Consider the following 25,125-nt stretch of genomic DNA (forward strand, 5'->3'; position numbering starts at 1 on the left):
GGTCCACTCGGCGCACCGCGCCGGAACCGACCGGGGTCGGCTCGTTCTTGCGATTCCCTGCGCCGTTCTTCCGCTGCGGGTCTCCCTTGATACGTGCCGTATCAAGGAGGGTTCCCCATGAACCGCGTACGCACCAACGACCGTCGCCGCTCCGGCGGCGGCCCCCGCCGCTCCCAGACCACCGGCCGCCCGCAGTCGGCCGGCCGCTCCCAGACCTCCGGCCGCCGCCCGGCCGCCCCCCAGGGCGAGTTCGCGCTGCCGAAGACGGTCACCCCGGCGCTGCCCGCCGTCGAGTCGTTCGCCGAACTCGACATGCCGGCCCGGCTGCTGGCCGCGCTCGGCAACGAGGGCGTGACCGTGCCGTTCCCGATCCAGGCGGCGACCCTGCCGAACTCCCTGGCCGGCCGTGACGTACTCGGCCGCGGCCGCACCGGCTCGGGCAAGACGCTCGCCTTCGGCCTCGCCCTGCTGGCCCGTACGGCCGGGCAGCGCGCCGAGCCGCGACGCCCGCTCGCCCTGGTCCTCGTACCCACCCGCGAGCTGGCCCAGCAGGTCACCGACGCGCTCACCCCGTACGCCCGCTCCGTGGGCCTGCGGTCGGCCACCGTGGTCGGCGGCATGTCGATCGGCCGACAGGCCGGCGCGCTGCGCACCGGTGCCGAACTCGTCGTCGCCACGCCCGGACGGCTCAAGGACCTCATCGACCGGGGCGACTGCCACCTCGGCAACGTCGCCATCACCGTGCTCGACGAGGCCGACCAGATGACCGACATGGGCTTCATGCCGCAGGTCACCGCGCTGCTCGACCAGGTGCGTCCGGACGGGCAGCGGATGCTGTTCTCGGCCACCCTGGACCGCAACGTCGACCGGCTGGTCCGCCGCTACCTGACGGACCCGGTGGTCCACTCCGTCGACCCGTCGGCCGGCGCCGTCACCACGATGGAGCACCACGTGCTGCACGTGCTCGACACGGACAAGCACCGCACGACCACCGAGATCGCGGCCCGCGACGGCCGCGTGATCATGTTCCTGGACACCAAGCACGCCGTGGACCGGCTGGTGAAGCACCTGCTGAACAGCGGCGTCCGCGCCGCCGGGCTGCACGGCGGCAAGTCCCAGCCGCAGCGCACGCGGACCCTCGCCCAGTTCAAGGACGGGCATGTGACGGCGCTGGTGGCGACCAACGTCGCCGCCCGCGGCATCCACGTCGACAACCTCGACCTGGTCGTCAACGTGGACCCGCCCAGCGACCACAAGGACTACCTGCACCGGGGCGGCCGTACGGCCCGCGCCGGCGAGTCCGGCAGCGTCGTCACCCTGGTGACGCCGGGCCAGCGGCGCGACATGACCCGGCTGATGGCCTCGGCCGGTATCACCCCGCAGGTCACCCCGGTCCGCTCGGGCGAGGCGGAACTGTCCCGCATCACCGGTGCGCAGGCCCCCTCCGGCGTCCCCGTCGTCATCACCGCACCGGTCGTGGAGCGCCCGCGGCGCGCCTCGTCCGGCGGGGGTTCCTCGTCCCGCGGACGCCGGAGCCGCGGCTCGCAGGGGCGGGCCGGCCAGGGTGCCGCCGCCCAGGGCCGCACCGCACAGACCCGCACCGGCCAGGGTCGCGGCACCCAGGGCCGGCCCGCCGGAGAAGCCCCGCGCCGCAGGCCGCGCCGCCAGTCCGCCGGTGGCTCGGCGGCCTAGCCCCGCCAAGCCGGCGAACGGCCAACCCACCCGCCCCATCTCCCCCTTGTGGAGGCATCATGCGCTGTGTCATCGCCCGGTACCCGTTCGACCTCACCAAGGGCGGGGTGCTGGACTCGATGAAGGGCGTCACGCCCGAGCCCGTCACGGGTGAGTCGGTGACCATCGGCCGCCGCCGCTACCCCGTCAAGCAGGTGGGCGAGGTCGTCACCCGGCAGGACCGCCGCGACTTCTCCAGCGGCGAGGTGACCCGGGCCATGGCACGCCTCGGTTTCACCTGTCACCCCGACCCCGCGGCCGCGCCCGAGCCGGCGCCCGCCGCCACCCCCGTCGAGACCGCGTCCGCGCTGCTCGGCGGCACCACGGCCCAGAGCATGTGAGGAAGGGCGGGGACCACGGCGCACGCCGGGTCCCCGCCCTCTCCGCTCTCCCGCCCCGGTCAGGACAGTCCCGCCGCCCGGCCCTCTCCGTCCCAGCGGACCTCCAGCACGCGCTGGACGGCCTCCCGGTCGAGGGGGCCGAACACGTGCGGGAACAGGGTTCCCTCGGCGACCCCGGGCGGCGGAGCGGGCACGGCCGCCTCCCACGCGCACCTCGCGGTGAGCCGCTCCTCGTCGATGACCAGCGCCACCAGCGGCCGGGGCGCGGTGCGGCAGAACGCGTCGACGACGGCGAGCGTGGTCGCCTCGTCGGGCGAGCAGTGCACGAAGCCCTCCTCGGCGAGGGACGCGGGGGCGTACGGCCGGCCGGGGTCGGTGCTCCACTCGGCGAGCGGCACCACGTGATAGATCATCGTCCCGTTGTGGCAGCCACGCCGTCGTACTCCGTCGGCGTGGGCACCGCGCCGGGCGCGCTCGACGGCGCCTGGTCCGCGGTGGGCGCGGAACTCGGCCCCCTCGCCGGTGCGGAGGCGGTCGGCCTGGGCGGTTTCGTCGTCGGGCTGGGCGCCTGTGAGGGGTCGCCGCTCGGGGCCGGATCCGGTGTCGTCGCCGGTGTGGGGTCGGCGGGGGCCGGGGCCAGCGGAGCCGTCGGACGCGCGGGCGGCGCGGGAGCCGCCCAGTGCAGCGGCAGCGCGATCAGCGCCGCCGCCGCGGCCGTCGCGGCGGCGCCGGCCGCGGCACGCAGCAGACGCCGGCGGGACGCCGCCCGGCGGACCGCCTCGTAGCGGCCGGGGGGCGGGCCGAGGAAGTCGGTGCCCGGACGCAGTACGACCAGCAGCGGATCGTCGTCGTCCCGTTCGAACCCCGGCTCGTCCTCAAGGCGTGTGGTCAAGGCTTCTCCTCAGATGGACGCGGAGCAGTTCGCGGGCCGCGTGGAGGTCGGCCTTGACGGTTCCTTCCTTGCGCCCGGTCAGCACGGACACCTCCCGGATCGGCATGTCAGCGTAGTAGTGGAGAAGGATCGGCACGCGCAGTCGCTCCGGCAGGGACTGCACGAGCAGCCGCACCGAGGGGTCGGCCTGCTCGGGATGCGGGCGTACGGCGGCCTCGGCGGTGACCCGGCGCACCGCCCGGCGTTCGCGCTCCAGCTTGCGCCAGTGGTCCCGGACGAGGTTGGCGGCGGTGACGTAGAGGAAGCCCCGGGGCTCCTCCACGGACGTCCAGCGGGCCCAGAGCCGGGTGAAGGCCTCCGAGGCGATCTCGTGGGCGGTCTCGTCGTCGTCGACGAGCCGGCGGCACCAGCCGGCGAGGCGCGGATACAGGGCGGCGAACAGCTCGGACGCCGCCCTGTCACGGGACCGTTTCAACGCTCTCCATGGTCGTGGGGACATACGGCACGCACGGTCGGTCAGGAGGTCGCGGGACGCGTCGAGTCCAGCTCGGCGAAGACGATCACGTTGTCCCGGTACTCCTCGCCGACCCGCGGGCCGCCGCAGGTGATGAGCCGCAGCTCCGGACCGGCCACGTTCCCGTAGACGTTGTCCGTGGGGAAGTCGGCCTTCGCGACCGTCCGTACGGAGGTGACGGCGAACCCGGCCACGCTGCCGTTCGCCAGGCGCGCCTCGATCCGGTCGGCCCGGTGCAGCCGCGCGAGATGCCGGAAGACCCCGTCCCCGTGGCTGCCGACCGTGACATGGCCGAGGATCACCGACGGACCCACCTGGCCCGGGGCCGGCGAGTGCCGGTACCAGCCGGCCCGGTCGTCGTCCGTGACGGGCGGGACCTCCACCGTGCCGTCCGGGGCCAGCCCCAGCCGCATCACGGGGGTGTCGACCCCGATGGCCGGGATGCCGAGGGCGACCGGGACCGAACGCTCCAGCGGCCGCACCGGCTTCCCCGCGGCGTGCGAAGACGGTGCCGCCGAGCCTGCGGGGCGCGCGGGCGCGGCCTCGTCGTCCCCCGCTCCGCCGCAGCCGGCCAGCAGTGCGGCCAACGCGGCGACGGCGAGGGCGCGCCTGGAGAACGGACTCGTCATGCCCCGGTCGCCGACCGCCGGCGGCGTACGACGAAGAGGGCCGCGCCGCCCGCGAGGAGCACGGCACCGGCGCCCGCGCCGATGAGCCCCTCGTCGGTCCCGGAGGACTCGGGTGCGGCCACTCCGGTGTCGGGCGCGCCCTCGGGCACGGCGGAGACCTGACCGTCGGCCGGGGCCGGAGTCCGGCCGGCCGGGGCCGGAGTCTGGGACGGTTCCTCCGCCGGGGCCGGTTCGGCGGCGGGGGCCGAGGGCACGGCGCTCGGTCCGGTGGCGGGGGCCTGGGCGGTCGCGGGGGCGGAGGGGACCGGGGTGGGGTCGTCGGCGAACGCCGTCGCGGTGCCCGCCAGTACGGCGGTGCACGCCAGGGCCACGGCGCTGAGGATGGTTCGGCGCATCGGGTCGCTCTCTCTCGTCGGTCGACGCGTGTGTCGCGTGCGGTGGGGGATCGGACGGAGAGACGAGGCGGCGGCGGGGCGGGTTGTAAAGAGCGGGCAAAGTCAGGACGGGGCGGGCCGGGGGCGGGGCCTCGGAGCCTCGGGCACGGCGTCCGGGCACACGCATGAGGGCCCGCACCTCGCGGTGCGGGCCCTCATGCGTGGTTCGCGCGCGTTACGCGGGAACGATGTTCTCCGCCTGCGGGCCCTTCTGGCCCTGCGTGACGTCGAAGTTCACCCGCTGGCCTTCCTGGAGCTCGCGGAAGCCCTGGGTGGCGATGTTCGAGTAGTGGGCGAAGACGTTGGCGCCGCCGCCGTCCTGCGCGATGAAACCGAAGCCCTTTTCGGCGTTGAACCACTTCACGGTACCGGAAGCCATGTCTTTTACTCCTAGGCAGTGCTGGAGGCCCGCACTGTGCGGGCCTTCACATCGCTGCGATGATCACCTGCCCGGAAACCCGGTAACACAAATGGCAACCACAACTGCAACTGATGTCCAGCCTAGCACGAAATGAATCCGCGACACGGGAAAGGAATCGCCCGGAAAACACCGTGGATTTACCGCAGGATAGTTTTTCCGGCGTTCGGCGAATATCTGTTTCACCGAGGTCAGATTTTCACTCGCCGTGCCGCGCTCCGTTCACGCCGGTGGGCCGCGCGGTCTCGCCGCGCAGCGCCTCGTTCATGCGCAGCGCCGCCTCCAGGTCGTCCTCCAGGCGGACGATGCGGCAGGCGGCCTCGATGGGCGTTCCCTGGTCCACCAGCTCGCGGGCGCGGGCGGCGAGGCGCAACTGCTGGCGCGAGTAGCGGCGGTGTCCGCCTTCCGAACGCGTCGGTCTGATCAGCTCCGCCTCGCCGAGCGCACGGAGGAAACCGGGCGTGGCGCCGATCAGCTCGGCCGCCCTGCCCATCGTGTACGCCGGGTACTGGTCGTCGTCGAGCCGGTCGGCGGCCTGCGGCCGACCTTCGGCGTTCGGCCTGCTCTCCGGGGGCATGCATACCTTCCCGCGGACCGCCGGGGGACACGGCCCGCCGCGGGGAATCCGGTTCCCCCGCAACCCGAACTCTAGTCGCGCCCGTCGGATACCTGTCGCGGCGAACACATATCCGCGGGGTTCCGGTGGCCGTGCGGGGGCAGCCGTCGTGTGTCGGCGGTCCCGGTCGGGGCCGGGGTCCGGGACGATCTGACCACTGAAGCCTTGAAGGGGAGCGGTGACGTGGCGAACGGTGTGGTGCCCGGTACGGAGGGCGCGGGGTCGCGGTGGGCCGGAGAACGGGACTTCTGGCGGCGTGTCGCCGAGCAGCTGGGCACCGCCCTGGCCGTGATCGACACGACCGGCCGGATCGTCGCGGTGAACCGGGCCGCCGAGCGGCTGCTCGACCGCACGGCGGCGGCGATGCGCGGTGCGGACATGCACGACCTGCTCCACCGGACCGCGGACGGCGACAGGATCCCGCGGGACGGGTGTCCGCTGCTCCAGACGCTGGGCCGGGGGATCGCGGCGCGCGGCGACGGCGACTGCTATCTGCGGGGCGACGGCGGTCTGACCCCGGTGGCGTGGTCCTCCTCCCCGCTGGCGGACGACGGGGTCCCCCGGGGCGCCGCCGTGCTGTTCACCGACACCGTCGCGGGCCACGGGACCCGGCGGGAGCGGACCGCCTACACGAGCGCCCTGGAGAGCCTGAACGAGCGGCTGACGCTCGTCGCGGAGATCACGGACGTGCTGGGGCAGACCCTGGAGACCGACGAGGCGCTGGCCCGGCTCGGCCGTCTGCTGGTCCCCCGGCTGGCGGACTGGGCGGCGGTGGATCTCCTGGCCGGCCCCGGGCGGGTCAACCGGGTGGCGGTGACCGGACCCGCGGGCCGGGACCCGGTACGGGAGGGCTGGCGCGGCCCCCTGCCGACCAACGGGGACTCGGTGCTTTCGCCGCCCGCGCGGGTGCTGAGCGGGGGCGAGCCCGTGCTCCAGGGGCAGGAGGAGACGGTCGAGGCGCCCGACTCCTCGCTGGCCGCCGTGCACAACAGCTTTCTGCGGACCGTGGGCGCGACCTCCGCCCTCACGGTGCCGCTGGGCCCGCGACGGCAGGTCACCGGTGCCCTGACCCTGGTGCGCACCGACCCCGCGCATCCCTTCGACGCCAGGGACCTGGAGGTGGTGGGCAACGTCGGCCGCCGGGTCGGGCTGCTCATCGACAACGCCCGCCGGTTCGGCCGCCAGCGTGCCGTCGCCGAGGCCATGCAGCGCAACCTGCTCGCGCCGCTGCCCCAGCCGGGCAGCATGCGGCTGGCCGCCCGCTACCAGCCCGCCCCGGCCGGCTCGCAGGTCGGCGGTGACTGGTACGACGCCTTCGAGCTGAAGGACGGCGCGCTCGCGCTGGTCATCGGCGACGTGGTCGGCCACGACCTGACCGCCGCCGCGGGCATGGCCCAGCTGCACGGTGTCCTGCGCTCACTGGCCTGGGACCGCACGGAGCCGCCGGGCGCCGTCGTCGACCGGCTCGACGACGCCATGCCGGCCATCACGACCGTCTCGATGGCCACGCTCGTCCTCGCCAGGGTCGAGGGCCCGCCGACCGGCCCGTGGACCCTGCGCTGGACCAGCGCCGGACACCCGCCGCCGCTGCTGCTGACCGCGGACGGCGAGGCGCGGTACCTGGAGGAGGGGCAGGGCCTTCTGCTCGGCGCCCGCCTGGGTGCCGACGGCCACCGGCCGAACGCCACGGTGCCGTTGCCGCCGGGAGCCACGCTCCTGCTCTACACGGACGGCCTGGTCGAGGTCCCCGGCGGCGACCTGGACACCGGCCTCGGCCGCCTGCGCCGCAACGCCCTCGCGCTCACCCGCGAACCACTGGACACGCTCTGCGACGAGGTACTGACCCGGATGCCCCCGGGCAGCACCGACGACATCGCGCTGCTCGCGTTGCGGATGCCGGGGGGCGACGCGGGGTGAGAGGGGGGCGCGGACGGTGTACGCCGGGGGGGCTCGGGGGCCGTGACGCCGGGCCGGGGGACGCCGATGCGGTGCCACGCACGGAAAAAACCGGGGCGGGAACGCCGGTGCCAGGGGCTTCCGTGCGGCGTCGTTCAGGGGATGAGGGTGAGTACGGCGCAGGGGCCGAGCAGGGACGACTGGAGGGTGTCGCCCTCGGCGTAGTGCCAGCCCCAGGTGCGCAGGGCCTGGACGGTGGCGTCGTCGGACCGGTCGACCAGGGTGACGCCGAGGGTGGCGTCGCGCTCGGCGAGCAGGCGTTTCTGCAGGCGCCGGGCGAGGTTCCAGGCGCGGTCCCGGTGCTGTTTGCGCACATGGGCCGGGACGATGATCCCGGAGACCAGGAAGAGCCGTCCGGACGCGGCGACGGGCAGCACGCTCGCCGGCAGGTACGCCTCCAGCCCCCGCCCGCCCCGCGCGGCGCCGCCGGGTACGGGGTAGCCGTAGGCGCAGCCGGTCAGGGCGGTGCCCTCCGCTATCAGCAGCGAGAACCCGGGCCGCCGTACGTCGGCCGCCAGCGTCCGCAGGAAGGTCTCGCGGGCCACGTTCCACGCCCAGGGGCCGCCGCCGGAGGTCTGCGCGTACAGGTCGCCCAGGTCGGCGAACCGGTCCTCGATCTGGCGCCGGGTGAGCGGCCGGACGCGTTCTCCGGCCAGTGGGGAGGCGCCCCGCTCCGGACCCGGCGGTCCGGGCTGCCGCCTGTGACGTTCTGTGGTGGTGGGCCGCACCGGCACGTTCACGCTCATGAGGCGAGTCCTGCCCCGGGCTCGGGCGATGCGGGCCCGGTGTCGTCGATCGCCGGGAGCGGCACCGGTGTCGGGTGCCGGTGCACGGCGGGCTCCCGGTCCCTCCAAGGTACTCCGGCCCTCGAAGCGACCCCCTGCCTCCCGGACTCACCCCCTGCACGGAAGCTGCACCTCCAAGGTGGTCGGACCGCCCGGCGGGCTGGTCAGCCGGAGGGTGCCGTCGAGGGCGGCGACACGGCGGCGGATGCCGGTCAGGCCCGAACCGCCGGACTCGTCGGCGCCGCCCCGGCCGTCGTCCTCGATCACCAGGCGCAGCCGGCCCCCGCGGCCCCGTACGGTGACCGAGGCCCGCTCGGCGGCACTGTGCTTCGCGACGTTCGTCAACGCCTCGGCCACCACGAAGTACGCCGTCGCCTCGACCGATGCCGCACACCGCTCCGGCACGTCCGCCTCGATCCGGCACGGCACCCCGCAGTCCGCCGCCAGGCCCGACAGCGCCCCCGCGAGCCCGCGGTCGGCCAGCACCGGCGGCAGAATCCCCCGCGCCACCGAACGCAGCTCCGCCAGCGCCTGCTCCGCGGCCGACTGCGCCCGCTCCAGCAACTCGTCCGCGCCGACCGGATCACGCGCCGCCATCCGCCGGGCCGCGCCCAGCAGCACCGTCACCGACACCAGCCGGTTCTGCGCGCCGTCGTGCAACGACCGCTCGATGCGGCGCAGCTCGGTCGCGTGCGCGTCCAGCGCCGCCGCCCGCGTCGCGGTCAGCTCCGCCACCCGCAGCGACAGGTCCGTGTCCGGGCCCGCGGCCAGCCACCTGCGCGCCGCCGCGGCCTGGAGCCGCGCCATGCCCGGCCCCAGGCCCAGGACGATCGCGACCCAGCCCACGCCCAGCAGGGCCGCCGCGACCGCGTCCAGCCAGGTCCGCGCGGTGCCGATCCCCACGGACGTGGTCGTCAGCGCCTCGGGCCCGAGCCGCCACCACAGGGGGAAGGTGAGGTCCCGGACGGCGAAGAGCGGAAGCAGGAGACCGAGCAGGCCCAGCAGGAACCCCAGGGTCGCGTGCCGGAGCAGCCAGCGCAGCTCGCGCCGGGTGGCGGGGTCGGCGAGGGCGGGACGCAGCCGGGCGGGCGGCGGGTCCGGGGGGACGATCCCGACGCCCCGGTGGGAGAGGCGGTCGCGTTCCCGGCGGGCCAGGGCGTGCAGGAGCCGCAGCACGACGGGCGCGAGCAGGAGCCCCACGCCCACCGGCGCGGTCACCGCGGCCACGGCCAGCGGCACCAGCAGCAGCAGCGCCAGGACGGCCGTACCGAGCCCGCCGACGAGCTGCCCGGTCGCCGCGCCGGCCGCTCGCAGGGTCCGTACGGCGGTCTCCCGCACGGGCGTGCCCGGGGCCGTCATCGGCTGCCTCCCTCCGCGTCCACCGCCGCACTCCGGCGTGCCCGACCCTATGCCGCGGGCCGGTGCGGCGACGGGTGCGGAGCCGGAGAGTACAGCCTGCTGTACCCCGGACCGGGCGGCTGACGGGATCGGCCGCGGGGGTGCCGCTCCGTAGCGTCGTTGACGGCCCGAGAGCGCAGCCCACGGAGGACACCGCCATGACGCACCAGGACCCCTACCGCCTGACCACCACCCGGCTCCCCGCCCCCGGCGACGGCCCGGACACCGTCTCCCGCGGGGAGGTCGTCCGCACGCTGCTGTGGACCGTCGTCGTGATCAGCGCCGTCGCCAACATGGTCGCCTCCTACGCCGCCGCCGGCACCTGGACGCATCTGGCCTGCGGCGTGGTCACCCTGCTCGCCGCGACCGTCCTCCTCGTGCGCGGTCTGCGGGGCCGTCGATGAGCTGGACGAGCACCGCGGTCGCGGCGGCCACCGCCCGCAGGGCGCCCGCCATCGCGCTGGCCGGCGTCACCAGGACGTACCCGGGGAACGTGCGCGCCCTCGACGACGTGTCGCTCACCGTGGACAAGGGCACGTTCCTCGCCGTGATGGGGCCCTCGGGGTCGGGCAAGAGCACGCTGATGCACTGCGCGGCCGGTCTCGACTCCCCCACGTCGGGCAGTGTCCGCATCGACGGGCTGGAGATCTCCGGGCTGAACGAGACCCGCCGCACCGAACTGCGCCGCGAGCGCGTCGGGTTCGTGTTCCAGGCGTACAACCTGATCCCCTCGCTCAGCGTCGAGGACAACATCACGCTGCCGCTGCGCCTGGCCGGCCGGCGCCCGGACCGGGAGTGGCTGCGCACCCTGACCGAACGCGTCGGGCTGACCGACCGGCTTACGCACCGCCCGGCCGAACTGTCCGGCGGCCAGCAGCAGCGGGCGGCCGTCGTACGGGCGCTGGCGGCCGGGCCCGCCGTGGTGTTCGCCGACGAGCCGACCGGCGCGCTGGACCTGCGCAGCGCGCACCAGGTCCTGGACCTGTTGCGCGGGCTCGTCGACGACCTGGGCCAGACGGTGGTGATGGTCACCCACGACCCGGCCGCCGCGGCCCGCGCGCACCGGGTGCTGGTGATGGCCGACGGCCGGGTGGTCGAGACCCTCGACCGGCCCACCGCGCCGCGGCTCGCGGAGCGTCTCGTGGCGTTGGGGGAGCGGTAGAGCATGCTGCACCTCGCCCTGCGGATGGCCGCGCACCGGATCACCGCACTGCTCGCCGTGGCATGCGCGGTGCTGGGCGGCGCGGCGCTGATCACCACCACCGGCGTACTGGCCGAGTCCGGGCTGCGCTCCCGGTTGCCGCCCGGACGGCTCGGCGGCGCGGATGTCGTCGTCGCGGCCGACCAGGAGTTCCGCGCGCCCGCGGACCTGGCGATCGCGCTGCCCGAGCGCGCCGCGGTCCCGGGCGCGCTGGCCGACCGGCTGGCCGGCCTGCCCGGTGTCACCGGTGCGGTCGGGGACATCGGCTTCCCGGCCGCGCTGGTCGACGCGCGCGGACGGGTCCTACCGGCCGCCGAGGACCCGCGGACAGCTGGCCACGGCTGGTCCTCGGCAAAGCTGCTGGCGGATCCGCGCGTCGAGGGCCGGGCGCCCTCGGGCGGGGGCGAGGTCGCCGTGGCGGCGGCGGCTGGTGTCGGGGTGGGCGAGCGGGTCGAGGCCGTCGTGAACGGCCGCCCCGCCGCGTCCTACCGGGTCTCCGCGGTGGTCGACGCGCCGGGCGCGGGCCTCTACTTCGCCGACCGGACGGCGGCGGGACTGGCCGGGCGGGACGCCGGCGGGGACGGACCGCGGGCCGGGACCGTCGACCTGATCGGGCTGCGGGTGGCCGCCGGCGCCGAGGAGCGGGTCGCCGCGGCGGTCCGCGACCGGGTGGCGGGCACGGGACTGAAGGTCACCACCGGCGCGGACCGGGGCGGGGCCGTGGCACCCGGCGTGGGTTCGGCGCGCTCGCTGCTGGTCGTGCTCTCCGGTTCGCTCGCCGGGATCGTGCTGCTGATCACCGGGTTCGTCGTGGCCGGCGCGCTGGGCGTGACGATCGCCGGGCAGCGGCGCGACCTTGCGCTGATGCGGGCGGTCGGGGCGACCCCGAGGCAGATCCGCCGGCTGGCCGCCGCGCAGTCGACGGTCGTGGCGGCGGTGGCCCTGGTGCCGGGTGTCGCGGCCGGCTTCCTGCTGGCGGACCGGTTCCGCGGGGTGCTGGTGGAACACGGGGTGCTGCCGGACGAACTCCCCCTGACCTTCAGCCCGTTGCCCGCGCTCGCCACGCTGGTCCTGATGACGGGGGCCGTGCAGCTCGCGGCCCGCTGCGCGGCCTGGCGCACCTCCCGCGGGCCGGCCACCGAGGCGGTCGCCGAGTCGCGCGCCGAGCCGCGCAGGCCGTCGCGGGGGCGGACGGCCGCCGGTGCGCTGCTGATCCTCGGCGCGGGTGTGCTGTCGGCGGCGCCGCTGTTCTCCCGGACCGTCGTCGGGGCCTCGGTCACCTCCGTCGCGGGCATCGTCGCCGCGATCGGCCTGGCCATGGCGGGACCGGCGCTGGTGCGACGCGCGGGGGAGACGGCCGTACGGCGGCTGCGGCCCGGGGCCGCGGCGCCGACCTGGCTGGCGCTGGCCAACGTGCGCGCCCACGCGCTGCGTCTGTCGGGGGTGGTCGGCCCGCTGGCCATGGGGATCGTGTTCGTCCTGACGTACACGCTCACCCAGACCACGGTGCTCGCCGCCGCCTCGGACGACACCCGCGCCGGCACGCTCGCCCAGTACGAGGTGAGCGCGCCGGGTCTGGGCGGGCTGCCTACGGACATCCCGGCCGCCGTGCGGGACGTGCCCGGCGTGCGGGCGGCGGCGCCGGTGGGGACGACCACGGTGGTGTGGGAGTACGAGGAGTTCGGCGATCCCACGGCCGAGTCGGCGCCGGCGATGATCCTCGGCCCGGACGCCCGCGGCGTCGTCGACCTCGGGGTGACGGAGGGCGGCCTGGACCGGCTGACGGGTGCGACGGTCGCCGTCAGCGAGGAGGCCGCCCGCACCCGCGGGGCGGGGCTCGGGCAGCGGGTGCGGCTGGTGCTCGGCGACGGGGCGCGGGTGGCGGCCCGGGTCGTCGCCGTGTACGGCCGGGGGCTGGGCTTCGGTCCGGTCGTCCTCTCCCGCGAACTGGCCGCCGGACACACCACGACGGACCTCGACCAGAGCGTCCTGGTCCGCACCGACGGCACGGCCGGGGCCGGCCGGGGCCTCGCCGCGCTGGCCGCCGGCCGTGCGGGGCTGGCCCTGTCGGACACGTCCCCGGACGCCACCGGGAAGGACGCGCCGCCCGAGGTGTGGATCAACCTGGCGGTCGTCGTGGTCCTGCTCGGCCATCTGCTGCTGAGCATCGCCAACCGGCTGGTCGCCGCCACCGCCCAGCGCCGGGCCGAGATCGCCGCCCTGCGCCTGGTCGGTACGACGCCGCGGCAGATCCGCGCGATGATGCGCCGCGAGTCGGCCGTCGTCACCGCTGCGGCGCTGCTCTGCGGCCTCCTCCTGTCCGCGGTCCCCCTCGCCCTCCTCGCCCAGGGCTTCCTCGGCCGCCCCTGGCCTGCGGGCCCGGCCTGGCTGCTGCCCGCGGTGGTCGCCACGGTCGCCCTCACGTCCTTCCTCACCGTCGAACTCCCCACCCGCCACGCCCTGCGCACACCTCCGGCGGACGCGCTGCGGGAGGTGTGACGCGGGGAGAGCGGGTTTCCGGCGCGGCCCCGACGTGCCTCGCCCCGTCCGGAGTCAGGCCACCGGTGTCGGGCCCACCAGTTCCGTCAGGACGTCCTCCATGGTGACGAAGCCCAGGACCGTGCCCGTCTCGCCGGTGACCGCGGCGAGGTGGCTGTCCTCGGTGCGCAGGGCGGTGAGGGTGTCGTCGAGGGGGGTGTCGATGCGGACGCGGGTGACGCGGTGGAGGGCCGCGCGGGGGAAGGGGCGGTCGCGGTCGGTGAGGCCCAGTGTGTCCTTGATGTGCAGATAGCCGAGCACGGTGCCGCCGAGGCCGGTGACCGGGAAGCGGGAGTAGCCCGCCTCGGCGGCCAGGCGTTCCAGTTCGGCCGGGGTGACCGTGTGCGGGACCGTGCGCATCTTCGGGACCGGGACCAGGATCTCGCCGACCGGGCGGGTGCCCAGCTCCAGCGCGTCGCGCAGGCGCTCGCCGTCGGCCGGGGTGAGCAGTCCTGCCTCGCTGGCGTCGACGACCATGCGGGCCAGCTGGTCGTCGGTGAAGACGGCCCCGACCTCGTCCTTCGGCTCCACCCGCAACAGCTTGAGCAGGGCGTTGGCGAAGGCGTTGATGCCGAAGACGACCGGCTTCAGGGCGCGGGTCAGGGCGACCAGCGGCGGTCCGAGGAGCAGCGCGGTGGTCGCCGGGGCGGCCAGCGCGATGTTCTTCGGGATCATCTCGCCGATCAGCATGTGCAGATACGTGGCGAGGGTCAGGGCGATCGCGAAGGCGACCGGGTGGACCAGCGCGTGCGGCATGCGGACCGCCTCGAACACCGGCTCCATCAGATGCGCGATGGCCGGTTCCGCGACCGCGCCGAGCACCAGCGAGGAGACGGTGATGCCCAGCTGGGCCGTGGCCATCATCGCCGAGAGGTGCTCCAGGCCCCACAGGGTCATCCGGGCCCGTTTGTCGCCCGCCTTCGCACGCGGCTCGATCTGGCTGCGGCGTACGGAGATCAGGGCGAACTCGCCGCCCACGAAGAACGCGTTGGTCAGCAGCGTCAGGGCGCCGACGAGCAGCTGCACGGCGGTCACCGGGCCACCTCCGGCTCCCGGTCGGAGCGGCCGGCTCCGTCCGCGAGGCGCTGCGGCTCGGGTGCCGTGACACGCAGGCGGTCGGCCCGGTGGTGGTCGACGTCGAGCACGACGAGGCGCCAGCCGTCCAGGTCGATGACGTCGCCCTTGGCCGGGATCCGCGCGAGGTGGGTGGCGACCAGTCCGGCCAGGGTCTCGTACGGCCCGTCCGGCGCGGTCAGGCCGATGCGCTCCAGGTGGTCCGGGCGCAGCGAGCCGTCGGCCTCCCAGGCCGCGCGGCCGTCGGCACCGGCGGGGGCGGGCAGCAGGTCGGGCGTCTCGACCGGGTCGTGCTCGTCGCGGACCTCGCCGACGACCTCCTCCACGATGTCCTCGACGGTCGCCACGCCCGCCGTACCGCCGTACTCGTCGATGACGACGGCCATGGTGCGGGCCCGGCGCATGCGCTCCAGGAGGCGGTCGGCGGGCAGGCTGTCCGGCACCAGGAGCGGCGCGGTGGCCAGCTCGGTGACGGGGGTGGCCACCCGGCGCTCCGGCTCAAGGGCCAGTACGTCGCGGATGTGCACGGTGCCGACGACCTCGTCCAGGCTGTCCCGGTAGACCGGGAAGCGGGACAGGCCGGTGGCGTGCGAGAGGTTCGCGGCGTCGGCGGCGGTGGCGTGGGCCTCCAGGGCCTTGACGTCCACGCGCGGGGTCATGACGTTCTGCGCGGTCAGCTCGGTCAGGTGCAGGGTGCGGACGAACAGCTCGGCCGAGTCGGCCTCCAGCGCGCCCTCGGCGGCCGAGTGCCGGGCCAGGGCGACCAGTTCCTCGGGGCTGCGGGCGGACGCCAGCTCCTCGGCGGGTTCCAGGCCGAAGCGGCGCACGAAGCGGTTCGCCGTGCCGTTCAGATGCCGGATGAAGGGGCCGAACGCGCTGGTGAAGCCGCGCTGCGGGCCCGCGACCACCTTCGCGACGGCCAGCGGGCGGGAGATCGCCCAGTTCTTGGGGACCAGCTCGCCGACGACCATCAGGACGACGGTGGAGATCACCACGCCGAGCACGGTCGCCGCCGTGGAGGCGACACCGCCCAGGCCGGTCGCCGTCAGCGGGCCGCGCAGCAGCGCGGCGATCGACGGCTCGGCGAGCATGCCGATGACCAGCGAGGTCACGGTGATGCCGAGCTGGGCGCCGGAGAGCTGGAGGGTCAGGCCGCGCACGGCCCGCAGAGCGCCGTCGGCGCCGCGCTCGCCGGACTCGGCGGCACGCTCCAGGTCACCGCGCTCGACGGTGGTGAGGGAGAACTCGGCCGCGACGAAGAGCGCGCAGGCCAAGGTGAGAAGGAGGGCCAGCAGGAGCAGCAGGACCTCGGTCACCGTGCCACCCCGCTTCCCTCACGCACGTACAAGGGGACTGGCGGGCCGTCCGAGGCACGGCCGGTACTGGGAGGCTCCATTACGGAACGGGACTCCTTAACGGGGTCGATGGGGGCCGGTACCGACCGGCCGCCCGAGGCTTCCCTCATATGGTAAAGGACGAGCAAAGACAGGGAGAGTCCTGAGACTCTATGCTTCTACTCGCCCGTAGAGAACGGCCGGACGTTTCCGGTTGTTCCCGCCCGAACGTGAACGTGAAGGAGACAACGCCTCGATGGTGTTCAAGCGGCTGCTCGGTTCCCTCGGCGTGGGCGGGCCCACGGTGGACACGGTCCTGGACCCGGGCGCCGTCCGCCCGGGGGGCGTGCTGTCGGGCCAGGTCCGGCTGGCCGGCGGCACCGCCGACCACGACATCGAGCGCGTCGCACTGGAGCTGGTGGCCCGCGTCGAGACCGAGCACGCCGGGCACGGGGACGGCGAGGGCGTCGTCGCCTTCGACCGGCACACCGTCGGCGGGGCCTTCCGGCTGGCGGCGGGCGAGCGGCACAGCGTGCCCTTCACGGTGCCGCTGCCCTGGGAGACGCCGGCCACCGAGCTGTACGGGCAGCCGCTCGGCATCGTGCTCGGCGTGCGCACCGAGCTGGCCGTCGCCGGCGCCCGGGACAAGGGCGACCTGGACCCGCTGACCGTGGCGCCGCTGCCCGCCCAGGAGGCCGTTCTGGAGGCCCTCGGACAGCTCGGCTTCGGCTTCCGCTCGGCCGACCTGGAGTACGGCCGCATCGGCGGCACCGGGCAGCAGCTCCCCTTCTACCAGGAGATCGAGCTGGCCCCGCCCGCGCGCTACGCCCACCAGCTCAACGAGATCGAGCTGACCTTCCTGGCCGTGCCCGGCGCCCTCGAAGTGGTGCTGGAGGCGGACAAGCGCGGCGGCCCCTTCAGCGACGGGCACGACGCCCTCAGCCGCTTCACCGTCCCGCACGAGGCGGCGGCCGGGCCGCAGGACTGGAACGCCCTCGTCGACGGCTGGATCCAGGAGCTGGTCGAGCACCGGGCGTCGTACGGCTCCCACGCCGTGTACGGCCACGACTCCGGGTACGCCGCCGAGTCCGGGCACCAGTCGGGACCCGGCCTCGGCACCGCCGTGGCGGCGGGCGCGGCCGGCCTCGCGGTGGGGGTCGTCGGGGGGCTGGTGGCGGCCGAAGTCGTCGACGAGGTGGGGGACTTCTTCGAGGACGATGGCGAGGACGACGCCGAGGCCTGATAAATTTCTACAGGACTGTAGAAATCTAACGTTCCGACCCGTATGGAGTTTTTATGGCCCTGTGGGACCGTTTCAAGGAGTCCGCGTCGCAGATGCAGACGCAGCTCGTGGCGAAGAAGAACGACCTCAAGAGCGGTGCCTTCCGCGACGCGAGCATGGCGATGTGCGCCCTGGTCGCCGCCGCCGACGGCACCGTCGACCCCTCCGAGCGGCAGCGGGTCGCGCAGTTGATCGCGACCAACGAGGTGCTGCAGAACTTCCCCGCCGACGACCTGCGCCGGCGCTTCGAGGACTACCTCAACAAGCTCACCGCCGACTTCGCCTTCGGCAAGGTCAGCATCCTCCAGGAGATCGCCAAGGCGAAGAAGAAGCCCGCCGAGGCCCGTGCCGTGATCCAGATCGGCATCGTGATCGGCGGCGCCGACGGGGACTTCGACAAGGACGAGCGGGGCGTCGTCCGCGAGGCGTGCTTCGCCCTGGACCTGCCGCCGCACGAGTTCGACCTCTGACGCTCGCGGACTTTGCCGTAGATTCCGTGCGGGCCCGTGCCGCGGGCCCGCACCGCACATTCACCAGGGGAGCGCCGTGTTCGGACTGAGCGAACTCGCGATCATTCTCATCGTCGTCGTAGCCGTCCTCGCCGCCAAGAAGCTTCCCGAGCTGACCCGCTCGGCCGGCAGATCGGCCCGCATCCTCAAGTCCGAGGCCCGCGCGACCGAGGACCCCGAGCCCGAGGAGCGGAGGCCGGCCGGCGAGCCGCGCGTCATCAAGGGCGAGACCGTCAAGCGCGAGGACACCGGCACCGAGGGCACTTCGCAGATCTGAGGCAGACGCGCAAGCTCCGTCCCGGGCGTGCGGAGGTGGACGATTCTCACGGCTGGGAGAATCTGTTCCCCGCCACCCGTTCGTCTTCCGGCCACATTCCGCGGGGATGTCCCAATGCCGGCGCGCTCACCTCGTCCGGCCATTCGAGCTGACGCGCCGGGATGTCCAGATCGCGGGCCGGCCAGGCTCTCGTCAGGCGATTGTGCTCGTGCACCGCCTCCAGGCTGTCGACGCCGCAGACGGGTGGTCATGAGGTCGTTGCGCCGCGGTCGGCGGCCAGGGTGGGGAAGTGGCGGTGGAGCGTCGCGTTGCCGACCCCCGCGCCCGGCGGGCGATCACGTCCAGCGGCGCGCGGACGGTCGGCGCCTCGGAGCAGCACGTCGTTCCGTCGCCCGAGGCCGGTCGGCGGGAGCTGGTGCTGAGCGATCCGGTGGCGGGCGCGGACCAGGCGGTCGAGGACCCCCGGTGGATCTGCGTGGGCATCCGGCGCGGTGGTCCGGCGGTTCGCGGCAGCGTGGGAGCGGACGCCGCGGGTACTGGAGCACGTTCCGCCGAGTCCGCGCCGGCGCGTCAGCCGGCGTTGTCCCGCCAGCGTCCGCCGCTCGGCGCCGAGTCGAAACGGGTCGCCGCCGCGGCGTTGCCGCTGAAGTCGTTGCCGCACACCCGGCCGCCGGTCCAGGTGGCCTGCGGCGCGATCCACACGGCGTGGGTCTGGGTGCGCGGGTGCCCGTCGTCCCGGACCCGGTTGCCCTGCACATACGGGTGGGTCACCGCGGCGGCGGCGGTGAGGCCGGCGCGCGGGGCCGGGGGGTGGGGGAGGCGGTAGGCGGTGCCGGGCTGCGGGGTGCCGTCGGGCCAGGCCGTGTCGGCGCCGGGGCGCACCGGCGCGAGGGTGAGCACGGTGGCGCTGTTGTCGGCGACCACCGCGGTGGCCTCGGCGCCCGGGTCGCCGACCGTCAGGTGCTTGCCGCGGTGGCCGCCCGGCAGCCAGTCGGCGTGCTCGTCGGTCAGCGACAGCGGACCGCAGCGGACGCCCGTACCGCCCCCTTCCGCGCCCGGCGCGGCACGGCGGCCGTTGCCCCGGATCCGGTTGCCGACGATCGCGGGCTCGTGCAGCGGGGCGTCGACGCGGATGCCGTCCAGGGCGTTGCCGTACAGGTCGTTGCAGTCCAGGACGATGTCCGTGGCGGGCTCCTGGTCGCCGCCGGCCAGGTTGTGCTGCCAGTAGCCGTACCGGCCGTTGCCGCTGACGCGGTTGCCGCGGAAGGCGTACGGACCCGGGGTGTTGCCGAGCGCGATCCCGTCCCCCGCGTTGCCGTCGAGGACGCACCCGGTGACGATGCCGCCGCGCCCGCCGACGCTCGTGGTGCCCTGCGCCGACACGTCGAACCCGGCGACGTGGTTGCCGAGCATCGTGCAGCCGGTGACGAGCAGGCCGTCGGCGCCCCAGTCGGAGATGCCGTAGCGGTTGTCCTCGGTGTGGCAGGCGGTGACCCGGATGCCGCGCGGCGGGGCCCAGTGCTCCTGCTGGAGTTCGAAGAAGATGCCGTTGGTGCCGTTGCCGCGCGCGGTGCAGTCGGTCACCGCCAGCCGCTCGACCGGCCCCCATCCGCCGACCCCGATCCCGAGGCCCGCGCCGCCCATCTTCCGGCCGGGGTCCTGCCGTCCGCACCGCTCGGCGAGCACGCCCTCGACGACGGTGTCCTGGAGGAAGTCGCAGCCGAAGCCGGTGGCGGCGGTGTCGTGGATGTACAGGTCGCTGAAGCGCCCGCGCAGCACGTACTGCATGCCGAGCCCCTTGGCCAGCACGTCGTACGCCTCGGTCCGCACCTGGGAGCCGTCGATCTCGAAGTGCGCGAAGGTGATGTCGGCGATGTGGTGGTCCCGTCCGGCGCCGTGCTGGGCGGTGGTGAACCAGGCCAGCGGGACCGGCCGGGCGGGGGCGCCCGGGTTGGCGAGCGCGAAGCAGGTGGCGCCGCGTCCGGCGCCGATCAGCGAGACGCCGCTGCGCCAGAGCACGGGCCGGTCCCGGATCAGGTAACGCCCGGCGGGTACGCGCACGGTGCGCGGCCGGCCGTCCTCGGCGGTGGCGTCGCCCAGCGCGTCCACCAGCGCCTGCAACGCCGGTCCGTCGTCGGTGGTGCCGTCCCCGGCCAGGCCGTGTTCGCGGGCATCGGCCGTCAGCGGTGCGGTCATGGGGGCGCTCCTTCCGCCTGCGACGCGCGAGGGGCGGCGGGTCCGACGCCGGCACCGCCCTTGCTCGTACCGGCCGGGTACCAGCCCTGGGCGAGATCAGTCGGGCATATCGGGCGCTTTATCCCATTTGGGGGTACATAATGTGAACATGAGTACGGCATCGTATGAACTCCTGGCCGCGTCCCCCGGCGCCCTCGACGTGGTCGTGCCCTTCGTCCTCGGGCTGGTGATCGTCGGCGCGCTGATCTGGGCCGTGCGGATGGGCATGCGGGTCATGGACCGGGAGCCCAGGCGCCCCCGCGCCGACGAGCAGCCCCACCTCCCCGCCACCGGCGCCGTCCACGAGGAACGCGAGATGCGGGAACCCGACGAGATCCCGCTCAACACGGACGGCGCCCCCCGGCTCATGCCCTACGAGCTGCACCACTCTGGCAGCCGCCGCGGCGAGAACCAGAAACGCCGCCGCTGGCTCCCGGGATCGAGCGGAGCCTTCGGCAGCGGCGGCCCGGGACACGTCTGAGCCACGCCGCGGCCCTGCGGGCGGCCGTCTACAGGCTCAGCCACGCCGTCGTGTCCGGGCCGAGGCGGCCGTCGTTCAGTGGGGTGCTGGTCAGCAGGACCTCGCCGGGCGGCAGGTCGACCGTTGTGGTGGAGAGGTTGGTGACGCAGCGCCAGCCGGTCGGGCGGTCGAACCGCAGGACGCCGTCCGGGACATCGTCCGACCAGGTCAGCGACTCCCCGTCGAGCAGCTTGCGGCGCAGGCGCAGGGCCGTGCGGTACAGCTCAAGGGTCGAGCCCGCCACCCCGTCCTGCGCCTGGACGGCGTAGGACGCGAAGTCCGGCGGCTGCGGCAGCCACGCCGGGCCCGCGCCGAAGCCGTACGACGGTCCCTGCGTCGTCCACGGCAGCGGCACCCGGCATCCGTCGCGGCCCTTGCGGACGTGCCCGGTCTGCTCCCAGATCGGGTCCTGGAGGACCTCGGTGGGCAGGTCGGCCACCTCGGGCAGCCCCAGCTCCTCGCCCTGGTAGACGTAGGCCGAGCCGGGCAGCGCCAGCATCAGCAGCGTCGCCGCGCGGGCCCGGCGCAGACCGGCCGCCCTGTCGACCGCGGGCGCGTGGCCGCCGGACAGCAGCCAGGCGTCGGGGTCGGTGTCCGGCGGGAGGACCAGGCGGGAGGCGTGCCGGACCACGTCGTGGTTGGACAGCACCCAGGTCGCCGAGGCGCCGGCGGCACGGGCGTCGGCCAGCGAGCCGGTGATGATCTCGCGGAGCCGGGCCGCGTCCCAGCCGGCCTGGAGGTACTCGAAGTTGAAGGCCTGGCCCAGCTCGTCCGGGCGGGCGTACAGCGCGCGCCGGGCGCCGGGGACCCAGGCCTCGGCCACCGCCATGCGGGGCGGGGTGCAGGCGTCGAGGATCTTGCGCCAGTCGCGGTAGACCTCGTGGACCTCGTCCCGGTCGAAGAACGGGTGGGTGCCCGGCGCGAACCTCCCGAGCGCCGCCTCGCTGCTCAGTTCGGGGGAGCCGAGGTCGCGCAGCGGCTCGCTGAGGTCCTTGACCAGCGCGTGCGCCACGTCGACCCGGAAGCCGTCCACGCCCCGGCCGCACCAGAACCTCAGCGTGGTGCGGAAGTCGGCCCGGACCTGCTCGTTCTCCCAGTTCAGGTCGGGCTGCTGGGGCGCGAACAGATGGAGGTACCACTGGCCGTCGGGCACCCGCCGCCACGCGCTGCCGCCGAAGACGGACTGCCAGTCGGTGGGCGGGAGTTCGCCGTGCTCGCCGCGGCCGTCCCGGAAGACGTACCGGTCGCGGGCGGCCGAGCCGGGACCGGCCTCCAGGGCCTCCCGGAACCAGACGTGCCGGTGCGAGGTGTGGTTGGGGACCAGGTCCACGATCACCTTGAGGCCGAGCCGGTGGGCCTCGGCGGCCATGGCGTCGAAGTCGTCCAGGGTGCCGAGGCGCGGGTCGACATCGCGGTAGTCGTCCACGTCGTAGCCGCCGTCGGCGAGTTCGGAGGGATAGAACGGGCTGAGCCACAGGGCGTCGACGCCCAGGGCGGCCAGATGGGTCAGGCGGCGGGTGATGCCGCGCAGGTCGCCGAGCCCGTCGCCGTCGGCGTCGGCGAAGCTGCGGGGGTAGACCTGGTAGATGACGGCCTGCCGCCACCAGTTCGGGTCCTTGGACGACAGATCGGGCGTGCTGGTGACGGTGCGTACGGTCACGCGGGCTCCTTCGCGATGCGTGCGGGCGACACGAATGGATCCGTCGGGCTCTTCCGGGTGGTTCCGGTGGGCTCCGTTCCGTGGATCCGGTGGGCTCTGCCTCGTGGTTGTGGTGGGTCTGTCTCGTGGCTCCGGTGGCTCTGTCTCGTCGTTCCGGGGCCCCTCGGGCAAGTCCGGCAGGGGCTTTCAGGGCTGTCTGTCCAGATCGCCCGAGAAGCGAACCCGTGCGCCCGTGACGCGCCGGGGGCTATGCCCCAGTGCGCTCGACCGCCTCCAGGTAGAGCCCCGCGTACCGGTCCACGTCCACGTCCAACGCCACGTCCACCAGCGACTGTTCGCGCACGCCCTCGTGCAGCTCGGACTCGCCGGCGCGCGGGCGGCGGTCGACGAGGGTCTGGCCGCGGGCCGGGCCGGGGGCCAGGGAGACCTCGACCGGCAGCCGGCGCGTGGTCAGGCCCCCGGGGTCGATCACCGCGCAGACCGCGCCCGCGTCGCCGAGGCCGCCGCCGGGGTCCGACGCGTCGGTGGCCGGGCCGCGGTGGGCGAGCAGCTCGCCGGCGAGCCGGGTACCGGGCTCGGCGCTCGCCCGCAGCCGCCGTACGTCAGGACCGGGCACGATCACCCGCTCGAACACGTCCAGCCCGTACATCGTGATCGGCACCCCGGCCGTGAGCAGGATCGCGGCGGCCTCCGGGTCGTGCCACACGTTGAACTCGGCGACCGGCGTCGCGTTCCCGGTGGCCACCGCGCCGCCCATGAACACGATCCGCTCGATGTTGCCGGTGACCTCCGGATGGGTGCGCAGCAGCAGCGCGATGTTGGTCAGCGGGGCGGTGGGGATCAGGGTGACCGGGCGCGGGGCGGCGAGGATCTCCCGGCGCAGCAGGGTCACCGCGTCCACGTCGACGGGGGCCCGGGTGGGCGCGGGCAGGCCCAGGTCGCCCATGCCGTCGTGGCCGTGCACGTGCCGGGCGGTGCGCACGTCCTCGATCAGCGGGCGGCCGGCGCCCCGGGCGACGGGGAGGTCCGGGGCGCCGGCCCGTTCGAGCACGGTCAGGGTGTTGCGCACGACCCCCGCCACGTCGGTGTTGCCGGCCACGCAGGTGACGGCCCGCAGGTCGAGTCCCGGGTGGCGGACCGCCAGCAGCAGGGCCAGGGCGTCGTCGACGCCGGTGTCGCAGTCGATGATCACCGGGATGGGCGGCTGCCGGTCGGGTGCGGTCGTCACGGCGGGAGGGCTCCTCGGGCTCGGCGGGGCGCGGGTCGCCGCGACCCTACGCGGGCTCAGGCGGATTCCCACAGCTCCGGGCCGCGCGCCCGGACCCGGTCGGCGATCCGCCGCAGCAGCTCCGCGCCGGACACCTGCCCCGGCCGGCGGCCGTCCCGCAGCCGTACGTCGACCAGATCGCCGCCCCCGGCCTCGCGCGCGCCGATCACCGCCCGGTACGGCACCTTCCGCGCCGCCCCGACCCGGGCGCCGAGGCTCCCCCGCTCCGGGCCCGCGACCTCGGCGCGCAGCCCCCGGTCGGCGGCCTGCCGTACGAGGTCGTACGCGCGCTCCCGCTGCGCCTCGGCCACCGGCAGCACCACCAGCTGCACCGGGGCCAGCCAGGCCGGGAAGGCGCCGCCGTGCGCCTCGATCAGGTGGGCCACCGCGCGTTCCACGCTGCCGATGACGCTGCGGTGCACCATGGCCGGGCGGTGCCCGGCGCCGTCGGGGCCGATGTAGCGCAGGCCGAAGCGTTCCGGCTGGTGGAAGTCGATCTGGACGGTCGACAGGGTGGACTCGCGTCCGGCGGCGTCCGCGATCTGCACGTCGATCTTGGGGCCGTAGAAGGCGGCCTCGCCCTCCACCGCCTCGTACGGCAGTCCGTCCAGGGCCTCCTCCAGCAGCGCGGTGGCCCGCTGCCACAGCGCCGGGTCGGCGACGTACTTGCCGCCGGGACCCGGCAGGGACAGGCGGTACCGGGCGGCCCGGATGCCGAGGTCGGCGTGGGCGCGGCGGATGAGTCCGAGGGCGGCGCGGGCCTCGCCCGCGGCCTGGTCGGGGGTGCAGAAGATGTGGGCGTCGTTGAGGTGGATGGCGCGTACGCGGGTCAGGCCGCCGAGGACGCCGGAGGGCTCGGAGCGGTACATGGCGCCCAGCTCGGCGATGCGCAGGGGCAGTTCGCGGTAGCTGCGGGAGCGGGAACGGTAGACGAGGGCGTGGTGGGGGCACAGGCTCGGGCGGAGCACGACCTCCTCGGCGCCCAGCTTCATCGGCGGGAACATGTCGTCGCGGTAGTGCTCCCAGTGGCCCGAGATCTCGTACAGCTCGCGTTTGCCGAGGACGGGCGAGTACACGTGCCGGTAGCCGGCCCGGCGCTCCGCCTCGCGGACGTACTCCTCCAGGGTGTGCCGGACGATCGCGCCGTCGGGCAGCCAGTACGGCAGGCCCGCGCCGATCAGGGGGTCGGTGCCGAACAGACCGAGTTCGCGGCCGAGCCGCCGGTGGTCGTGGACGGGGTGCTGGTCCTGGTCGTGCACGGTGGGTGCGCTCCTCGGGTCGGAGGGCGAGCGCCACGCGAAGAAGCCCCGGGCGCTCGCCCCGGGGCTTCGGACTTCTGGTCAGCAGTCAGCGCGCCGGGACACTCTCCGGCGTCGTCGTGAGGCAGGGGCGGGCGCGCTTCATGGACGGGACGGTACCGGCGGGCGGGCGCCGCCGCGAGGCATTTGTTCACCGGCCCCTCGCCCGGACGGCCCCGCACGCTGGTGACCGGGCGGGAGCGGTGGTGCCGTGGA

25 protein-coding genes are annotated in these 25,125 nt (G+C 74.9%); 10 read left to right on the top strand and 15 right to left on the bottom strand.

The features are described from left to right. Positions 1-117: 117 nt before the first annotated feature. Positions 118-1,692: a DEAD/DEAH box helicase gene (locus tag AC4IHM_RS15940; protein WP_490867697.1), complete on the top strand. Its 1,575-nt coding sequence runs from the start codon at positions 118-120 to the stop codon at positions 1,690-1,692. 59 nt (positions 1,693-1,751) lie between these two features. Next, positions 1,752-2,072, top strand: coding sequence for an SCO5918 family protein (locus AC4IHM_RS15945; protein ID WP_490867698.1), 321 nt, complete (start codon positions 1,752-1,754; stop codon positions 2,070-2,072). A 59-nt stretch (positions 2,073-2,131) separates the two neighbouring features. Here the strand turns inward: AC4IHM_RS15945 and AC4IHM_RS15950 are convergent, their stop codons facing one another. The 7 genes from AC4IHM_RS15950 to AC4IHM_RS15980 all read right to left on the bottom strand — a co-directional run bounded on the left by AC4IHM_RS15950 (position 2,132) and on the right by AC4IHM_RS15980 (position 5,536). Continuing rightward, positions 2,132-2,485 (bottom strand): DUF952 domain-containing protein, encoded by a 354-nt coding sequence (locus AC4IHM_RS15950; RefSeq protein ID WP_490867699.1) that lies wholly within the window; start codon positions 2,483-2,485, stop codon positions 2,132-2,134. After that, positions 2,482-2,964, bottom strand: a complete 483-nt coding sequence (locus AC4IHM_RS15955) for a hypothetical protein (protein ID WP_490867700.1) — start codon at positions 2,962-2,964, stop codon at positions 2,482-2,484. Before AC4IHM_RS15955 ends, AC4IHM_RS15950 begins: the two co-directional genes overlap by 4 nt. Continuing rightward, a complete protein-coding gene (locus AC4IHM_RS15960; RefSeq protein ID WP_123625381.1) occupies positions 2,948-3,439 on the bottom strand; it encodes an RNA polymerase sigma factor in 492 nt (163 codons plus the stop codon). Before AC4IHM_RS15960 ends, AC4IHM_RS15955 begins: the two co-directional genes overlap by 17 nt. A gap of 41 nt (positions 3,440-3,480) precedes the next feature. Then, positions 3,481-4,107, bottom strand: coding sequence for a class F sortase (locus tag AC4IHM_RS15965; RefSeq protein WP_490867701.1), 627 nt, complete (start codon positions 4,105-4,107; stop codon positions 3,481-3,483). Beyond that, positions 4,104-4,502, bottom strand: a complete 399-nt coding sequence (locus AC4IHM_RS15970; protein WP_490867702.1) for an LPXTG cell wall anchor domain-containing protein — start codon at positions 4,500-4,502, stop codon at positions 4,104-4,106. The genes AC4IHM_RS15965 and AC4IHM_RS15970 overlap by 4 nt, the downstream gene beginning before the upstream one ends. A gap of 214 nt (positions 4,503-4,716) precedes the next feature. Next, on the bottom strand, positions 4,717-4,920 hold the full coding sequence (locus AC4IHM_RS15975; RefSeq protein WP_490867703.1) for a cold-shock protein: 204 nt from the start codon (positions 4,918-4,920) through the stop codon (positions 4,717-4,719). Positions 4,921-5,158: 238 nt separating this feature from the next. Next, the gene (locus AC4IHM_RS15980) at positions 5,159-5,536 is read right to left on the bottom strand and encodes a MerR family transcriptional regulator (RefSeq protein ID WP_490867704.1); all 378 of its coding nucleotides are present in this window, start codon (positions 5,534-5,536) and stop codon (positions 5,159-5,161) included. Positions 5,537-5,758: 222 nt separating this feature from the next. Between AC4IHM_RS15980 and AC4IHM_RS15985 the strand changes: the two genes are divergently transcribed. Further along, complete coding sequence (locus AC4IHM_RS15985) at positions 5,759-7,492, top strand: SpoIIE family protein phosphatase (RefSeq protein WP_490867705.1); 1,734 nt, start codon at positions 5,759-5,761, stop codon at positions 7,490-7,492. 134 nt (positions 7,493-7,626) lie between these two features. Here the strand turns inward: AC4IHM_RS15985 and AC4IHM_RS15990 are convergent, their stop codons facing one another. Both AC4IHM_RS15990 and AC4IHM_RS15995 read right to left on the bottom strand, forming a co-directional pair. Further along, positions 7,627-8,277, bottom strand: a complete 651-nt coding sequence (locus AC4IHM_RS15990; RefSeq protein WP_490867706.1) for an acylphosphatase — start codon at positions 8,275-8,277, stop codon at positions 7,627-7,629. Between the two features lie 147 nt (positions 8,278-8,424). After that, positions 8,425-9,675: a sensor histidine kinase gene (locus AC4IHM_RS15995; protein ID WP_490867707.1), complete on the bottom strand. Its 1,251-nt coding sequence runs from the start codon at positions 9,673-9,675 to the stop codon at positions 8,425-8,427. A gap of 197 nt (positions 9,676-9,872) precedes the next feature. Between AC4IHM_RS15995 and AC4IHM_RS16000 the strand changes: the two genes are divergently transcribed. Genes AC4IHM_RS16000 through AC4IHM_RS16010 form a run of 3 tightly spaced genes read left to right on the top strand, consistent with a single transcriptional unit; the run spans position 9,873 to position 13,414 of the window. Beyond that, positions 9,873-10,118, top strand: coding sequence for a TMEM199/VMA12 family protein (locus AC4IHM_RS16000; protein ID WP_490867708.1), 246 nt, complete (start codon positions 9,873-9,875; stop codon positions 10,116-10,118). Further along, positions 10,115-10,876 carry an ABC transporter ATP-binding protein gene (locus AC4IHM_RS16005; RefSeq protein ID WP_490867709.1) on the top strand — a complete coding sequence of 254 codons (762 nt, stop codon included), beginning with the start codon at positions 10,115-10,117 and terminating at the stop codon, positions 10,874-10,876. The genes AC4IHM_RS16000 and AC4IHM_RS16005 overlap by 4 nt, the downstream gene beginning before the upstream one ends. 3 nt (positions 10,877-10,879) lie before the next feature. Further along, positions 10,880-13,414 carry an FtsX-like permease family protein gene (locus tag AC4IHM_RS16010; protein ID WP_490867710.1) on the top strand — a complete coding sequence of 845 codons (2,535 nt, stop codon included), beginning with the start codon at positions 10,880-10,882 and terminating at the stop codon, positions 13,412-13,414. A 54-nt stretch (positions 13,415-13,468) separates the two neighbouring features. Here AC4IHM_RS16010 and AC4IHM_RS16015 read toward each other — a convergent pair whose 3' ends face one another. Then, the gene (locus AC4IHM_RS16015) at positions 13,469-14,488 is read right to left on the bottom strand and encodes a hemolysin family protein (protein WP_490867711.1); all 1,020 of its coding nucleotides are present in this window, start codon (positions 14,486-14,488) and stop codon (positions 13,469-13,471) included. Next, positions 14,485-15,843, bottom strand: a complete 1,359-nt coding sequence (locus tag AC4IHM_RS16020) for a hemolysin family protein (RefSeq protein WP_490867712.1) — start codon at positions 15,841-15,843, stop codon at positions 14,485-14,487. Before AC4IHM_RS16020 ends, AC4IHM_RS16015 begins: the two co-directional genes overlap by 4 nt. A 274-nt stretch (positions 15,844-16,117) precedes the next feature. Between AC4IHM_RS16020 and AC4IHM_RS16025 the strand changes: the two genes are divergently transcribed. The 3 genes from AC4IHM_RS16025 (at position 16,118) to AC4IHM_RS16035 (ending at position 17,929) form a co-directional block, all read left to right on the top strand. After that, on the top strand, positions 16,118-17,104 hold the full coding sequence (locus AC4IHM_RS16025; protein WP_490867713.1) for a sporulation protein: 987 nt from the start codon (positions 16,118-16,120) through the stop codon (positions 17,102-17,104). Positions 17,105-17,157: 53 nt separating this feature from the next. Further along, positions 17,158-17,613, top strand: a complete 456-nt coding sequence (locus tag AC4IHM_RS16030; RefSeq protein ID WP_490867714.1) for a tellurite resistance TerB family protein — start codon at positions 17,158-17,160, stop codon at positions 17,611-17,613. Between the two features lie 76 nt (positions 17,614-17,689). Continuing rightward, on the top strand, positions 17,690-17,929 hold the full coding sequence (locus AC4IHM_RS16035) for a twin-arginine translocase TatA/TatE family subunit (RefSeq protein ID WP_490867715.1): 240 nt from the start codon (positions 17,690-17,692) through the stop codon (positions 17,927-17,929). A 570-nt stretch (positions 17,930-18,499) separates the two neighbouring features. Here the strand turns inward: AC4IHM_RS16035 and AC4IHM_RS16040 are convergent. Beyond that, positions 18,500-20,125, bottom strand: a complete 1,626-nt coding sequence (locus tag AC4IHM_RS16040; RefSeq protein WP_490867716.1) for a right-handed parallel beta-helix repeat-containing protein — start codon at positions 20,123-20,125, stop codon at positions 18,500-18,502. Positions 20,126-20,273: 148 nt separating this feature from the next. Here AC4IHM_RS16040 and AC4IHM_RS16045 point away from each other — a divergent pair, with 148 nt between their 5' ends. Further along, on the top strand, positions 20,274-20,645 hold the full coding sequence (locus AC4IHM_RS16045) for a DUF6479 family protein (RefSeq protein WP_490867717.1): 372 nt from the start codon (positions 20,274-20,276) through the stop codon (positions 20,643-20,645). Between the two features lie 28 nt (positions 20,646-20,673). On the opposite strand, the gene AC4IHM_RS16050 is transcribed toward AC4IHM_RS16045, so the two are convergent. The 3 genes from AC4IHM_RS16050 to thrS form a co-directional block, all read right to left on the bottom strand. Continuing rightward, a complete protein-coding gene (locus AC4IHM_RS16050) occupies positions 20,674-22,344 on the bottom strand; it encodes a glycoside hydrolase family 13 protein (RefSeq protein WP_490867718.1) in 1,671 nt (556 codons plus the stop codon). A gap of 247 nt (positions 22,345-22,591) precedes the next feature. Further along, positions 22,592-23,572, bottom strand: coding sequence for a nucleoside hydrolase (locus tag AC4IHM_RS16055; protein WP_490867719.1), 981 nt, complete (start codon positions 23,570-23,572; stop codon positions 22,592-22,594). Between the two features lie 56 nt (positions 23,573-23,628). Continuing rightward, positions 23,629-24,870 carry a threonine--tRNA ligase gene (gene thrS / locus AC4IHM_RS16060; protein WP_490867720.1) on the bottom strand — a complete coding sequence of 414 codons (1,242 nt, stop codon included), beginning with the start codon at positions 24,868-24,870 and terminating at the stop codon, positions 23,629-23,631. Positions 24,871-25,125: the final 255 nt, after the last annotated feature.

It is taken from the genome of Streptomyces sp. SL06 (genome assembly GCF_058244745.1).